Source organism: Micromonospora sp. CPCC 205558 (assembly GCF_036902955.1).
GTDB lineage: Bacteria > Actinomycetota > Actinomycetes > Mycobacteriales > Micromonosporaceae > Micromonospora.
This window is the reverse complement of the sequence record NZ_JBAKHR010000021.1, coordinates 1-14,458: the sequence shown is the minus strand read 5'-3', so window position 1 is coordinate 14,458 and position 14,458 is coordinate 1. Positions and strand designations below refer to the sequence as shown.

Genomic DNA, 14,458 nt, shown 5'->3' with positions numbered 1-14,458 from the left:
CGTTCCAAATGCTTCCGTACCGCTGTTCCCGCCGGTGAGCGCCCTGGTGGCTTGTGAAGCCGATCACGAGCGACGGTTCGGGCTGAACGAACCCTCAGTAATCGTCTCGCCATGTGGATTGTCCCTCCCAAAACCACGGGAGGGGTGGCAGAGTGGCCATCGTGACCAGCACCGCCCTGATTATTGCGACCTAGCGCGCCGGCCCCCCTCCGCCGAGCGCGCAGACCTCCCGCATCCGCGGGAGGTCTTTTTGTTGCTCCGAGAAAGGATCCTGATGACGTTCCAGGTCTTCGACACCACGTTGCGCGACGGCGCCCAGCGCGAGGGGCTCACCTACTCGGTGGTCGACAAGCTGGCCGTGGCCCGGCTGCTCGACGAGTTCGGCGTCGGCTTCATCGAGGGCGGCTGGCCGGGCGCGGTACCCAAGGACACCGAGTTCTTCCGGCGCGCCCGCACCGAGCTGGACCTGCGGCACGCCGTACTCGTCGCGTTCGGCGCCACCCGTAAGGCCGGTGTTCCGGTCGCGGACGATCCCCAGGTGCGCGCCCTGCTGGACGCGCAGACCTCGGCGGTGGCCCTGGTCGCCAAAGCCGACACCCGGCACGTCGAGCGCGCGCTGCGCACCACCGGCGCGGAGAACCTGGCGATGATCCACGACACGGTCGACCATCTCGTTCGCGAGGGTCGGCGGGTCTTCGTCGACGGCGAACACTTCTTCGACGGCTACCGGCACGACCCCGCGTACGGCGCGGCCGTGGTGCAGACCGCGCTCGCCGCCGGCGCCGAGCGGATGGTGCTCTGCGACACCAACGGCGGCATGCTTCCGTCCCAGGTGACCGCCGTGATCCTCGACCTGACCGACAGGCTGGGGATCGACGCCGGGCTGCTCGGTATGCACGCCCAGAACGACACCTCCTGCGCGGTGGCCAACACGATCGCCGCCGTGGAGGCGGGCGTCCGCCACGTGCAGGGCACCGCCAACGGGTACGGCGAACGCCCGGGCAACGCCGACATCTTCGCGGTCGTCGCCAACCTCCAACTCAAGCTGGGTATGCCCGTCCTACCGGAGGGCTGCCTGGCACAGATGGTGCGGGTCTCGCACGCCATCGCCGAGATCGCCAACATCGCCCCCGACACCCACCAGGCGTACGCCGGGGCCGCTGCCTTCGCTCACAAGGCGGGGTTGCACGCGAGCGCGATCAAGGTCGACCCGTTGCTCTACAACCACGTGGACCCGTCGGTGGTGGGCAACGACATGCGGATCCTGGTCACCGAGATGGCCGGTCGGGCCAGCGTCGAGCTCAAGAGTCGCGAACTCGGCCTGGACCTGGCCGGCAGCCCGGACGCCCTGACCCGGGTCACCAAGCGGGTCAAGGAGTTGGAGGCGGGTGGCTGGTCCTTCGAGGCGGCCGACGCGTCCTTCGAGCTGCTGGTGCGCTCCGAGCTGCCGGAGGGCAGCCCGGCCCGACCGTTCACCCTGGAGTCGTACCGGGTGTTGGTCGAGCACCGCGAGGACGGCGCTGTGGTCTCCGAGGCGACCGTCAAGATCCGGGTTCGCGGTGAGCGGGTGATCGCCACCGCCGAGGGCAACGGCCCCGTCAACGCCCTCGACGAGGCGCTGCGGGTGGGCCTCACCCGGCACTACCCGCAGCTGCGCGACTTCGAGTTGGCCGACTACAAGGTGCGCATCCTGGAGGGCAGCCACGGCACCGGCGCGGTCACCCGGGTCCTGCTGGAGACCTCCGGCAGCAGCGGCCGTGACTGGACCACGGTGGGCGTCCACCCGAACGTCGTCGAGGCCAGCTGGCACGCCCTGGTGGACGCCCTCACCTACGGCCTGGCCCCCACCACCGTCTAGCCTCCGCCCCCACCCCCGCCCACCCGCCCTCGCGAGGCCCACCCGCCCCACCCCACCCCACCCCCACCCGCTCTCGCGATCTTGCACTTTGTGTCGACGCTATGCGGCTTTTGTCGCTGATGCCGGGACACAAAGTGCAAGATCGGCGGGGCGGGGCGGGGGCGCGGCGGGGGCGGGGCGGGGCGGGCGCGGGGGCGGGGCGGGGCGGGGACTAGTTAGGGGGTGGGGAGGGTGAGGGTGGCTTGGACGGGGCGGTGGTCGCTGCCGGGTAGGGCGAGCACCTGCACCGAGCGGACCGCTATCCGGTGGTCGACCAGTACGTGGTCGATGGCGACGGGTGGGATGAGGTCGCCGTCGTACGGACCCCAGGTGCCGGTCAGGCCCTGTCCGGTGGCGTCGGCGGCGTCGACGTAACCGGTGCGCAGCAGGGCCCGCAGTGGGCTGTGGTCGAGGGTCGCGTTGAAGTCCCCGGCGAGGATCCGCAGGCCACCGTCCGGTGTGGCTGGTGGCTGGGCGGTCAGGTCGGCACGCCAGGCGCCCACCTGGTCCAGCGCGTACGGCGCCGAGGGGTGGGCCGACTCGACGCGGACCGGGGGCCCGCCGGGGACGGACACCGTCGCGTACGCCTGGCTGAAGCCCCAGCCGTTGAGGTTGCGCCGGACGCCGACGTCGGTGATCGGCCACCGCGAGTAGAGCCCCGAGCCGGCGGTGCCGATCTCGGGGTTGAGCTGCCGGTGTGGCAGCAGCACGTCCAGGCCGAGCTGATCCAGTGCGGCCTGCGCGTCAGGTGTGAACTCCTGCACGGTGAGCACGTCCACCTGGTGTCGCCGGACCAGCTCCACCAGCGTCCGCGCGTCACCGGCGCCGGCGAGCAGATTGGCGGTGAGCAGCCGCACGGTCGGCCCGGCCGCCGCAGGCTGCGTGCTGGCCAGCGCCCGCGGTGCGACGGTGCCGAGCAACGCCACCGCCGTCAGTGCCGCGAGCGCCGCCGGCCACCAGCGCCGCAGGGCGAGCGCGAGGCCCAGGACCAGCACGCTGACGCCCGCGACGTACGGCGTGAAGGCGAGCGCCTGCACCAACGGCCCCCGGTCCAGGCCGAGCAGCCGGGCCGTCGCCCAGAGGGCTGTGGGTGCGACGGCAAGCCAGCAGAGCGCCGTGCCGAGCCGGGCGATCCGGTGCGTGGGCAGAGCGTCGATGATCACGACGGTCATCGTAGTCGGGCCCGGCGAAACCATTTCATGAATGGTGGCGCGCTCACATTTCACAATTATCTGACGGCTGGTTGACACCTGGAAAAAGCGAGATCAACTATTGACTGCCGGCTTTTTCCGGTGCTACGTTCCATCTGGCTCAAGCGACGCAACTCTGAGTAGTATCCGCAGCTCAGAGGGGATGTAGATTGCCGAGAAATCACCTTCTCCGGGTGTAGTTGAATCGGCTTTCCTCCGCCCAGTTGTCGTCGTACGCCGATTTATGGGCAGTCATCCGTCCCGCCCCGCGGGTCGGCCGAATTCGCACGGTCACACAAGGGGGACCTGTCATGAGTACATCCTTCCGACGTAAGTTGGCGGCGGTCACGTTCGCCGTCCTCGGGCTCAGTCTCGCCGGCGGCGGCATCGCCATCGCCCAGCCGTCGGCGAAGGCGCCACAGGAGGCCGTCCAGCCCGCGGCCCGCGGCACGAACTCCCAGCCGCCGGTCAGCGCCGAATCGGCGCGGCTGGCGAAGGCCGCAATGAAGGCGAGTTCGGCCACCACGCTGGCCGCCACCACCAGCGTCGTCGTCGTCAACTCCAACGGCACCAAGGCACGCGGCGTCGGCACAGTGATCAAGTACGGTGTCGGCCAGTACGAGGTCCAGTTCGGTCACAACGTCACGTCGAGCGTTATCGTGGCCACCGTCGGCCGGGCTGACTCCTGCTGCATCCCGCCGGCCGGCGAGATCTCGGTCGCGCCCCGGCTCAGCACGCCCAATGGGGTCTTCGTGCAGACCCGCAACTCGGCCGGCACCCCGACCGACCTGGGCTTCCACCTGGTCGTCCACCTCCCCTGATCGACCCGACACCCGGCCCCCGTCGCTCACGGCGACGGGGGCCGGACCCTGTCCGCTCAGCGGACTCGCCGGCTGTGCCTCGGCCAGCCGGTCGGACCCTCCGTGGCCGGTCGCTTGACGGTTGTGCGTCCTTTGACCCGACTCGCGCCGATCGGCGCTCCCCGGTAGGTCGCTGCCCGGTTGAGCGCTCCTCGGCGGGCTCGCGATGGTCGTCACCCTTCCGCGCGGCTCATCCCCATTCCGGCCACTCCGGCCCGGTCCGGCCCGCACAATCCGACGTTTGCCCGGCCTGTGCCCGGGAAGCAAGCACCGTGACGGACATCTCGGACACCCTGGCCAGCATGCCCAGCCCGGTCGATCCGGAGCCGACCGGCATCGAGCTGGAACAGACCCTCTTCGAGGTCAAACGCGTGATCGTCGGGCAGGATCGCCTCGTCGAACGCCTGCTCACCGCCCTGGTCGCCAACGGACACTGCCTCCTGGAGGGGGTACCCGGCGTGGCCAAGACACTGGCTGCGCAGACCCTCGCGACAGTGGTCGGCGGCACCTTCTCCCGGATCCAGTTCACCCCGGACCTGGTGCCCAGCGACATCGTCGGCACCCGGATCTATCGGGCGTCCAAGGAAACCTTCGACATCGAGCTGGGCCCGATCATGGCCAACCTGGTGCTGGCCGACGAGATCAACCGGGCCCCGGCCAAGGTCCAGTCGGCGCTGCTGGAGGCGATGGCTGAACGGCAGGTCTCGATCGGCGGGCGCAGCTGGCCGGTCCCGGAGCCGTTCCTGGTGCTGGCCACCCAGAACCCCATCGAGTCCGAGGGGGTCTACCAGCTCCCGGAGGCGCAGCGCGACCGCTTCCTGATGAAGGTGGTGGTCGACTACCCCAGCGACGCCGACGAACTGGCCATCCTCTACCGGATGAGCACCGACCGGCCGAGTCCGCGCCAGGTGCTCGACGCGCAACGGCTGCGGGACCTCCAGGCCCACGCCGAGCGGGTCTTCGTCCACCACGCGTTGGCCGAGTACGTGGTGCGGCTGATCCTCGCCACCCGCGATCCGGGCCGGTTCGGGCTGCCGGAGATCGCCCCGCTGCTGGCGTACGGGGCCAGCCCGCGAGCCACCCTGGGCCTGGTCGCGGCCGCCCGGGCACAGGCCCTGCTGCGGGGGCGGGAGTACGTGCTGCCCGAGGACATCCGTGACCTGGCCGTCGACGTTCTCGCCCACCGGCTGGTGCTCTCCTTCGACGCGGTGGCCGACGGGGTGTCGGCCGAGAGCGTCGTGCGACGGCTCGTCGAGGCGGTGCCGCCGCCCCGGCTGGCCAACGGGCACCCACAGCAGGCACCGGATCTGGCGGCGGCATGAGACGCGCGAACGTCGCGTCGGCCAGCACGCCCGCCGACCCCGGGCTGGCCGAGCTGGCCCCGGACCAGCGCCTGCGCCGCCTGGAACTGACCGTCACGCGCCGACTGAACGGCCTGCTGCACGGCCAGTACCGTGGTCTGCTGCCCGGTCCGGGCAGCGAACCGGCCGGCAGTCGCGAGTACCGGCCGGGCGAGGACGAGGTCCGTCGGATGGACTGGGCGGTGACGGCCCGCACCGCCGTGCCACACGTCAGGCAGGTTGACGCCGACCGGGAGCTGACCACCTGGCTGCTCGTCGACGGCAGCGCCAGCATGGAGTTCGGCACCGCCGAGCTGGACAAACGGGAGTTGGCGGTGGCCGCCGTCGCGGCGGTCGGTTTCCTGACCGCGGGCGTCGGCAACCGCCTCGGCGCCCAGGTGCTGCGCGCCGACGGGGTACGCCGCTTTCCGGCCCGCAGCGGGCGTACCCATCTGCTCGCACTGCTGCGCGCGCTGCTCGCCGCCCCACGTGCCACCGCGCCCACCGACCGGCCGGGGAGCGGGCCGACGGCCCGACCGCCCGATCTGGCCGACGGGCTCGACGCGCTGCACCGGATCGCCAACCGGCGGGGACTGGTCGTGGTGGTCTCCGACTTCCTCGACGGTCTGCCCGACGAACCCAGCCAGGCGGCGCCCTGGGAGCGGACCATGCGCCGGCTGGCCGTCCGGCACCAGGTGCTGGCGATCGAGGTGACCGACCCCCGTGAGCTGGAACTACCGGACGTCGGCCTGATCACGCTCGTCGACCCAGAGACCGGTCGACACCGCGAGGTGTGCACATCGGACCGTGCGCTGCGCGAGCGGTACGCCGAGGCCGCCGCCGCCCAGCGCGAACAGGTCCACCAGGCGTTGCGTCGCAGCGGTGCCACCCACCTGCCGTTGCGCACCGACGGGGACTGGAGCGCGGACATCGTCCGGCACGTACACGCCCAACGTCGGCTGGCCGCCGCGCCGGCCGGCCAGCCCCGGGGAGGTGCCGCGTGAGCTGGCAGTCACCGCTGCGACTCTGGCTGCTGCTCGGCGTGCTCGCCCTGGTCGTCGCGTACCTGGTGATGCAGCGGCGACGCAGCCGGTACGCGGTCCGCTTCACCAACCTGCGGTTGCTGGACCGGGTGGCGCCGCAACGGCCCGCCTGGCGTCGGCACGTGCCGGCCGGGCTCTTCCTGGCCATGCTGGCGTTGCTCGTGGTCGGCTTCGCCCGCCCGAGCGCCGAGGTTCGGGTGCCCCGGGAACGGGCCACGGTGATGGTGGCGGTGGACGTCTCCACGTCGATGCTCGCCACCGACGTCGAACCGGACCGGCTGGCCGCGGCGAAGGTGGCTGCCCGGCGCTTCGTCGATGGCCTGCCCGACGAGTTCAACGTCGGCCTCGTCGCGTTCGCCGGGAGCGCCGCCGTGCTGGTGCCCCCGAGCACCGACCGGGACGCCCTCGAAGAGGGGATCGACCGGCTCGCCGAGGGGATCACCGGCGTGCAGGGCACCGCGATCGGCGAGGCCATCAACACCTCACTCGGCGCGGTCAAGAGCCTGGACAACGAGGCCGCGAAGGAGCCGCCGCCGGCCCGGATCATCGTGCTCTCCGACGGCGCCAACACCTCCGGGATGGACCCGATGGAGGCGGCGGCGGAGGCGGTGACGGCGGAGGTGCCGGTGCACTCGATCTCGTTCGGCACACCGTCCGGGTTCGTCGACAGGGGTGGACGGCCCATCCAGGTGCCGGTGGACGGGCAGACCCTCAAGGCGGTCGCCGAGGAGACCGGCGGAATGTTCCACGAGGCCAGCACCACCGACGAGCTGCGCGCCGTCTACGACGACATCGGCAGTTCGGTTGGCTACCGCACCGAGCGGCAGGACGTCTCGGCCCGGTTCATCGGCCTCGGACTGGTGTTCGCGATGGGTGCTGCCGCCGGCTCGATGCGGTGGTTCTCCCGGCTGCCCTGACCGCTGCGCACAACCGACGTCGACAGTGAGGAGTACGCATGGCAGTGCAGACCGGACTGGGCGAACCGCGCGGTCCCTGGTTCATCTCACCGGAACTCGACCCGGACGGGCGCGGGTGGTGGGACGCGCCCGAGCGCGACCCGGGCGGGCGACGGCCGCGACGGCTGCTCGCCGCGCTGGCCGTGGTGGCGCTCTCCGCCGTCTCCGGCGCTGTCGCCGGTGGCGTGGTGGCAGGCCGGGACGGGCCCGGGGGCCCGGCCGCGGCGTCCGCCGCCCCGGTGCCTGCCGAGCTGGTCACCGCGGCCTCGAAGACCGTACCCGGGGTGGTGTCGGTGCTGGCCGGCGGCGCGAGCGGCGGGTCCGCCACCGGCTCCGGCTTCGCTGTGGACGACCAGCAGCATCTGATCACCAACGACCACATCCTGGCCAAGGGCGGTGGTGGGCCGGTAACCGTGGAGCTGCCCGACGGCCGCCGGTTCGCCGCCGAGGTGGTCGGACGGGAGCCGCGCAGCGACCTGGCGGTGCTGAAGGTGCCGGCGTCGGCCGGTCTCACCCCGCTGCCCCTGGCCAAGCCGGGCGCGACCCGGGTCGGTGAGCCGGTGCTCGCGGTGGGTTCGCCGCTCGGGCTGGCGGGTACGGTCACCGCGGGCATCGTCAGCGCGCTGGACCGCCAGGTGCGGCTCGGCAACAACCGGCACAGCGCGGTGCAGACCGACGCGTCGATCAACCCCGGCAACTCCGGTGGGCCGCTGGTCAACGCACGCGGGGAGGTGGTCGGTGTGAACACCGCCATCGCCACCATCGATGGGAATGGCTCGATTGGCATCGGGTTCGCCATCCCGATCGACCAGGTGCAGCAGACCGCCGACACGATCATCGGCAAGGGCGGCTGAGCTGGCCGGACGCCCCCACGAGGGCGGCCACTGTCAGATATCCGGCCGGACGGCATCGGACCATGGAAATATTACTCTCGGTATGGATACTGGCGGAGGTGGAGCGTCCTCTTCTCACGGTCCTCCTGCTGGTGGGCCTGGTCATCGGAGTTGCGGTGGGGTCGGCGTACGCCCGGGCACGACGCGGGTGGACCGACTACCAGACAGTCAAGAAATCGGTGCCGGGTGCCCGTCGGGGCGCCTGGTCACTGATCCGTGCCATGGCCGTGAAGGCCGCGGTCATCGCGCTGCTGCTCTTCGGCGCGGTGGCGTACGCGGCGGTCGGCTCCGACGAGGAGACCGCCGGACCGGTGCCCAGCCAGTCCCCGACCCGGAGCGAGCCTCCGCACCGATGACCTTCGACGGGTCGTCGCGGGTTAGCCTCAGGGCGTGGACGACGGACTGCGGGTGACCGACCGGTGGGTCGTCCCCGCCGGAGAGCTGCGGGAGCGTTTCTCCCGCTCGTCCGGGCCGGGCGGGCAGGGCGTCAACACCGCCGACTCCCGGGTCGAGCTGAGCTACGACCTGGCCAACTCGCCGGCCGTGCCCGAGTGGCTGCGGTCGCGGGCGCTGGCCCGGCTGGCCAACCGCCTCGTCGACGGGGTGCTGACGATCGCCGCCAGCGAACACCGGGCCCAGTTGGCCAACCGCGAGGCGGCCCGGGCACGGATGACCGCCCTGCTGCGGGAGGCCGCCGCGCCCCCACCTCCGACCCGGCGAGCGACCCGCCCGTCCCGGGGGGCCAAGGAGCGCCGGCTGGCCGAGAAGAAGCGCCAGTCTCAGCGCAAGCGTGACCGCCGAACAGACGGCGAGTAGCGAACCACCCGAAAAGTCCTCCGCCGTGGGGATTCCTTCGAGCCTCCGGTGACAGAATCTGGGATCTGTCATCTGACAGGTGTACGCTCAACGTGTCACCCAGGTGAGAGGAACACCCCATGAACACCCGCACCCTCGGCACCACCGGCCCGACCGTCTCCGCGCTCGGGCTCGGCCTGATGGGCATGTCGGACCTCTACGGCGCCGCCGACGAGGCCGAGAGCATCGCCACCATCCACGCCGCACTGGACGCCGGCATCACCCTGCTGGACACCGGCGACTTCTACGGCATGGGGCACAACGAGCTGCTGCTGCGCGACGCGTTGCGCGGCCGCAACCGCGACAACGCCGTGATCAGCGTCAAGTTCGGCTCGCTGCGCGACGTCGACGGCGGTTGGAACGGCATCGACCTCCGACCCGTCGCGATCAAGAACTTCCTGGCGTACACCCTGCGCCGACTCGGCACCGACCACGTCGACATCTACCGCCCCTCCCGGCTCTCGCCCGACGTGCCGGTGGAGGATGTGGTGGGCGCCCTCGCCGAGCTGGTCAAGGCCGGCCACATCCGCCACATCGGCCTGTCCGAGGTGAGCGCGGAAACCCTGCGCCGGGCGCACGCCGTGCACCCGATCACCGACCTGCAGATCGAATACTCGCTGATCTCCCGCAACCCGGAGACCGACATCCTGCCGACGGCCCGCGAGCTCGGCGTCGGGATCACCGCCTACGGGGTGCTGTCCCGCGGGCTCATCAGCGGCCACTGGACGACCCGGCGGGAAACCGCCGGCACGGACTTCCGCAGCCACCTGCCCCGGTTCTCCGGCGACAACCTGGACCGCAACCTGGCCCTGGTGGAGGCGCTGCGCGCCATCGCCGAGACCCGGGGCGTCACCGTGGCGCAGATCGCCATCGCCTGGGTGCTCGCCCGGGGCGAGAACATCGTGCCCCTGGTCGGCGCCCGTCGCCGGGACCGCCTCACCGAGGCACTGGGGGCCGCTGCGATCACGCTCACCGAGGCGGACCTGGCTGCCATCGAAGCCGCCGTCCCGGCGGGCGCGGCAGCCGGAGCCCGCTACGACGAGGCGCAGATGGCCCACCTGGACAGCGAGCGGGCGTGACCACCCGGCCGTGGCGCGCCCGCCGACCGGGGGTCGCGCCACGGCCGGCCGCGCCGTCAGGAAGGCTGGGACGATGAGCGACGCCACCGCCCTGACGGCCGACCGCATCCTCGACACCGCCGAGGAGGTGCTGCGCCGCTACGGGCCGGCCAAGGCCACTGTGCTGGACGTCGCCCGCGCGCTGGGCGTGAGCCACGGCAGCGTCTACCGGCACTTCGCCAGCAAGACGGCGCTGCGGGACGCGGTCGCCGAACGGTGGCTGGCCCGGGTGTCCACCCCGCTGATCGAGGTGGCCACCGGGCCCGGCCCGGCCCCGCGACGGCTGCGCCGCTGGCTGGCGGAGCTGAGCGGCACCAAACGCCGGATGGCGCGGGAGGACCCCGAGCTGTTCGACAACTTCCACCAGCTCGCCACCCTCTCCGAGGGTGCGGTCGCCACCCACCTGGAGGTCCTCGCCGGTCAACTCAGCCTGATCGTCGCGGACGGGGTGACGGCCGGCGAATTCGCCGTGCCCGACCCGGCGGTGACCGGCCGGGCCCTGTTGCAGGCCACCGCTCGGTTCCACCACCCAGCCCACCGGGCCGACTGGAACGAGCCCGGCCTCGACGACGACATGGAAGCCGTTGTGGCGCTGCTCATCGACGGCCTGCGTACCCGCCCGGCAACCTGAGCGGCCGACCCCGGGTCAGGCCGGGACGGCGGCGAGCAGCCGGTCGCGCAGCACCGCGGCCCGCTCGGCGAACCCGCGCTGTGCCACCGCGTACTCCGCCCGGCCGTCCGGAGTCTCCACCCGCACCGGCGGGTAGCCGAGTGCCGCCAGGTCGTAAGGGCTGGCCCGCATATCCAGCGTGCGGATGTCCCGAGCCAGCTCGAACGCGTCGGCCACCAACTCCGAGGAGACCAACGGCGACAACTTGTACGCCCACTTGTACAGATCCATGTTGGCGTGCAGACAGCCCGGCTGCTCGTTCGCGTGCTGCGTCTCCCGGGTCGGGGTGAGCAGGTTCAACGGGCGGGCCGGCGGCGTGAAGAACCGGAACGCGTCGAAGTGGCTGCACCGTACGCCCCGCTCCTCGACGACCTCGGCGGTGCGCTCCGTGCTCAACCGCAGCGGCCAGGCGTTGTGCCGTAACTCCTCCCGGGTCTGCCGGTAGACCATCGCCCACTCGTGCATCCCGAAGCAGCCGAAATGCGGCGCCCGTCCACGCGTCGCCGCCAACAGGGAGCGGATCCAGGCGATCGACTCGCCGCGCCGCGCGCGTACCCCATCGGTGTCGAGGGTGACCCCGGCGGCGCTGGCGCGGTAGTCGCGGCCGAACTCGGCCGGATCGGCGTCGCGCAACTCGACACCGGAACCCGGATGCCAGCGACGCAGCTGCGCCGGGCGGCGCGAGTAGTAGGTGAACAGGAAGTCGGCCACCGGATGCCGCTCACCGCGTCGTCGCCGGGCCAGGTGCGGCGTCAGCCAGACGTCCACCCGCTCCTCGTGCGCCCGCCGACGGGCCTGCCACTGCGCCGTGTCGAGCACGGCAGGGGCGAGGGCGGCGGTCACGCACCCCAGGGTACGACCGCCGCCCACGCACCCGGTCAGGGCATCTGCACCCGGACCCCGGCGGAGAACACCCCGCTGCGCAGCTCCAGCTGCTGCGGCGGGTCCCGCCCGTCGATGGTGAAGACCAGCGGAAGCACCATCCGGGTGCCCGCCGCCATCGGGTCGGCGAAGACGTCCCGACCCAGGTTCGCCGACCGGGTGGCCGACTCGTCGGTGCTCACCCAGCGCCCGCCGGGCAGGTACGCCCGTTGCAGCTCGCTGTGCCACGGCTGGTGGTCGCCGGTGACGTTGCGCACGCCCACGGTGGCCTCGCAGCGTCGACCCTTGGCCGGTGCGGGTCCGCCGCCGTCGGCCTTCCCGGCGCTGCCGGGCGCGCCGCAGGTCATCCGGTAGACGGTGAACTCGAACGCCGACTCGCGCAGCGGCACGCCCAGCGACCCGGTGACCCCGGTGCCCATCCACGCGCCGCTGGTGGGCTGCTTCTGCGTGTCGATCGCCGCGACCTGCCGGGTCGCCGTCCAACCCGCGGTGCCGACGACGCCGGCCAGCACCACGACGGCGGCGCCCACCAACATCCAGACCGGCGGGGTACGCCGACGCCGCACCGGGCTCGGGGCCGCCGGCCGCGGGTAGATCGTCCCGCGACCATCCTCGGCTCCGCCGTCGGTGGCGAGCGCGGCAGCCGTCACCCGACGCCCACGTCGGCGTCGCCACACCCAGACCAGGGCGGCGCTGATCAGCAGCAGGATCGCCAGTCCGGCCAGTAGCACCGGGTAGCGCCGCCAGCCCGGCGCCTCGGTCACCTCGGCCGCCGGTGCCACTGCCGCCTGCCAGGTGGCCGTGGCGCAGTCGTACGGCCGGCTGCCGTCACTGGTGAACGCGCAGGTCGGCGCGGTCAGCGGCTGGCCCGGAGCGGTCGCGGCGAGCGCGGTGCCCAGCGTGGTGGTGCTGTGCGCGGGCAGCCGCAGCCGCCAGGTCACCTCGGTGGCCGATCCGTTGGCCGGGGTGGACCAACCACCGCCGCTGATCGCGGTCGTCGTCGAGCCGGGCGGCAACTCCTGGCGCACGGTGGTGTCCAGCGTCGAGTTGCTCACGTTGCGCACCTGGATCCGGTACCTCGGTGCCGGGCTGCTCTCCGTCGCGACCGCCACCGTGACCGGTTGCGGGGGCGCCGACGCCGGCGCCCGGGAGGGCGGTGCCATCGCCGGTGGCGCCGAGGGCGGCGTGGGCTCGGTCACCCGGGCGGCCATCGCCACCGGTGGCCGAGTGACAGTCGCCGTGGGTTGTGGGGTGGCCGCCGTGGATTGTGGGGTGGCCGCCGGTGGTCGTGGCGTGGCCGCCGCCTCCGGAGCCGCCGCCGGCAGGGCCGGCACGGCGGCGAGGATGCCGAGGCAGTGCACGAACACTGCGAGGGCTCTGTGGTGTCGTGTCGATGCAGGCATACGAACGAACCTCCGGAAGCCGACGCTAGGGGCGAGCCGCTTCCGTGCGGGTACGAATTCCGGAAGCCAGCCCCGGTCACCTCCTGCTCCGATAGGGTGCCGCGCGCTGACGGGTTGAGCACACCCGAGCGCCGGTCCTGGCCGGTTGGGGTGTCGGCGGCGCTAGATTGGCCGGGTGCGTATCGCTCGTTTCGCCCATGCCAAGGGAATGTCGTTCGGTGCCGTCGAAGGCGAACCGGGGGCCGGGCCGCAGGGCCTGACCATCGCCGAGATCGAGGGCCACCCGTTCGGCAAACTCTCCTTCAGTGGGGCCCGGTGGGCCCTTTCCGACGTTCGGCTGCTTTCGCCGATCCTGCCCAGCAAGGTCGTGTGCGTCGGCCGCAATTACGCCGACCACGCCGCCGAGCTCGGCAACGACGTGCCCAAGGAGCCGCTGCTCTTCCTCAAGCCATCCACCTCGGTGATCGGCCCCCGGGACGCCATCCGACTGCCGATCTTCTCCAAGCAGGTCGAGCACGAGGCGGAGCTCGCGGTCGTGATCGGGGCGCCGGGTGCGCGACGCGCCGACCGGGCCGCCGCCGAACGCGCCATCTTCGGCTACACCTGCGCCAACGACGTCACCGCTCGGGACCTTCAGCGGTCGGACGGGCAGTGGACCCGGGCCAAGGGCTTCGACTCGTTCTGCCCGATCGGCCCGTGGATCACCACCGGGCTGGACGTCTCCGACCTGGAGATCCGCTGTGAGGTGGGTCGCAACCCGGAGGAGATGGAGGTACGCCAACTCGGCCGGACGAAGGACATGGTCTTCGACGTGCCGGGCTTGGTGTCGTACATCTCGCACGTGATGACTCTGTTGCCCGGCGACGTCGTTCTCACCGGCACTCCGGCCGGGGTTAGCCCGCTTGTCGAGGGGGATACGGTCACCGTGCGGATCGAGGGCATCGGCGAGCTCACCAACCCGGTGGTTCCCGTCGCCTGATCCGTCTGATGCCCCTGTTTCCGCAGCTCACGGGTGGTTAGGGGGGATCGGATTTGGCCTGTCGGCACCGGGAGGGTAAAGTTCACTCCCGGCGCCGCAAGGGGCCAATGGGGTATGGGGTAATTGGCAGCCCGACTGATTCTGGTTCAGTTAGTCTAGGTTCGAGTCCTGGTACCCCAGCGCTGCTGGAATTCGCGAGAATTTCCAGACGCTGGATTCTGACGGAGTTCGACTCCGCCCCTCCGGGGGCGGAGGGTGGTCTTCGAAAGAGTGCAGCTCCTCCGCCGTCACGGTGGGGGAGCGAAAGTTGTTCTGGCCCCGTCGTCTAGTGGCCCAGGACGCCGCCCTCTCAAGGCGGTAGCGCCGGTTCGA

14 protein-coding genes and 1 tRNA gene are annotated in these 14,458 nt (G+C 71.9%); 12 read left to right on the top strand and 3 right to left on the bottom strand.

Translation table 11 applies throughout. From position 1 onward, the window contains the following. Window positions 1-274 precede the first annotated feature (274 nt). Window positions 275-1,858 (top strand): citramalate synthase, encoded by a 1,584-nt coding sequence (gene cimA, locus V6U86_RS22765; protein WP_334506207.1) that lies wholly within the window; start codon window positions 275-277, stop codon window positions 1,856-1,858. A 215-nt stretch (window positions 1,859-2,073) separates the two neighbouring features. Here cimA and V6U86_RS22760 read toward each other — a convergent pair whose 3' ends face one another. After that, window positions 2,074-3,069, bottom strand: a complete 996-nt coding sequence (locus tag V6U86_RS22760) for an endonuclease/exonuclease/phosphatase family protein (RefSeq protein WP_442934993.1) — start codon at window positions 3,067-3,069, stop codon at window positions 2,074-2,076. 329 nt (window positions 3,070-3,398) lie between these two features. On the opposite strand from V6U86_RS22760, the gene V6U86_RS22755 reads away from it, so the two are divergent. From V6U86_RS22755 to V6U86_RS22715, 9 genes are all read left to right on the top strand, one after another. Further along, a complete protein-coding gene (locus V6U86_RS22755; RefSeq protein ID WP_334506205.1) occupies window positions 3,399-3,908 on the top strand; it encodes a hypothetical protein in 510 nt (169 codons plus the stop codon). 311 nt (window positions 3,909-4,219) lie between these two features. Continuing rightward, window positions 4,220-5,269: an AAA family ATPase gene (locus V6U86_RS22750; protein WP_334506203.1), complete on the top strand. Its 1,050-nt coding sequence runs from the start codon at window positions 4,220-4,222 to the stop codon at window positions 5,267-5,269. Next, window positions 5,266-6,291 (top strand): DUF58 domain-containing protein, encoded by a 1,026-nt coding sequence (locus V6U86_RS22745; RefSeq protein ID WP_334506201.1) that lies wholly within the window; start codon window positions 5,266-5,268, stop codon window positions 6,289-6,291. The genes V6U86_RS22750 and V6U86_RS22745 overlap by 4 nt, the downstream gene beginning before the upstream one ends. Then, window positions 6,288-7,247 (top strand): VWA domain-containing protein, encoded by a 960-nt coding sequence (locus tag V6U86_RS22740; RefSeq protein WP_334506199.1) that lies wholly within the window; start codon window positions 6,288-6,290, stop codon window positions 7,245-7,247. The genes V6U86_RS22745 and V6U86_RS22740 overlap by 4 nt, the downstream gene beginning before the upstream one ends. 38 nt (window positions 7,248-7,285) lie before the next feature. After that, window positions 7,286-8,140 (top strand): S1C family serine protease, encoded by an 855-nt coding sequence (locus tag V6U86_RS22735; RefSeq protein WP_334506197.1) that lies wholly within the window; start codon window positions 7,286-7,288, stop codon window positions 8,138-8,140. 98 nt (window positions 8,141-8,238) lie between these two features. Beyond that, window positions 8,239-8,535, top strand: a complete 297-nt coding sequence (locus V6U86_RS22730) for a hypothetical protein (RefSeq protein ID WP_334506195.1) — start codon at window positions 8,239-8,241, stop codon at window positions 8,533-8,535. A gap of 34 nt (window positions 8,536-8,569) precedes the next feature. After that, entirely contained in the window at window positions 8,570-8,995 is a 426-nt protein-coding gene (arfB, locus tag V6U86_RS22725) for an alternative ribosome rescue aminoacyl-tRNA hydrolase ArfB (protein ID WP_334506193.1), read from the top strand. Window positions 8,996-9,114: 119 nt separating this feature from the next. Next, complete coding sequence (locus V6U86_RS22720) at window positions 9,115-10,113, top strand: aldo/keto reductase (RefSeq protein ID WP_334506191.1); 999 nt, start codon at window positions 9,115-9,117, stop codon at window positions 10,111-10,113. Between the two features lie 73 nt (window positions 10,114-10,186). Continuing rightward, the gene (locus tag V6U86_RS22715) at window positions 10,187-10,783 is read left to right on the top strand and encodes a TetR family transcriptional regulator (RefSeq protein WP_334506189.1); all 597 of its coding nucleotides are present in this window, start codon (window positions 10,187-10,189) and stop codon (window positions 10,781-10,783) included. 15 nt (window positions 10,784-10,798) lie between these two features. Here the strand turns inward: V6U86_RS22715 and V6U86_RS22710 are convergent, their stop codons facing one another. Together V6U86_RS22710 and V6U86_RS22705 are read right to left on the bottom strand one after the other, a co-directional pair. Further along, window positions 10,799-11,665 carry a 3-methyladenine DNA glycosylase gene (locus tag V6U86_RS22710; protein ID WP_334506187.1) on the bottom strand — a complete coding sequence of 289 codons (867 nt, stop codon included), beginning with the start codon at window positions 11,663-11,665 and terminating at the stop codon, window positions 10,799-10,801. A gap of 35 nt (window positions 11,666-11,700) precedes the next feature. Beyond that, the gene (locus tag V6U86_RS22705) at window positions 11,701-13,107 is read right to left on the bottom strand and encodes a hypothetical protein (RefSeq protein ID WP_334506185.1); all 1,407 of its coding nucleotides are present in this window, start codon (window positions 13,105-13,107) and stop codon (window positions 11,701-11,703) included. Between the two features lie 175 nt (window positions 13,108-13,282). On the opposite strand from V6U86_RS22705, the gene V6U86_RS22700 reads away from it, so the two are divergent. After that, window positions 13,283-14,086: a fumarylacetoacetate hydrolase family protein gene (locus V6U86_RS22700; protein WP_081883971.1), complete on the top strand. Its 804-nt coding sequence runs from the start codon at window positions 13,283-13,285 to the stop codon at window positions 14,084-14,086. 108 nt (window positions 14,087-14,194) lie between these two features. Next, window positions 14,195-14,266: transfer RNA gene (locus tag V6U86_RS22695), tRNA-Gln, on the top strand. Window positions 14,267-14,458 lie beyond the last annotated feature (192 nt).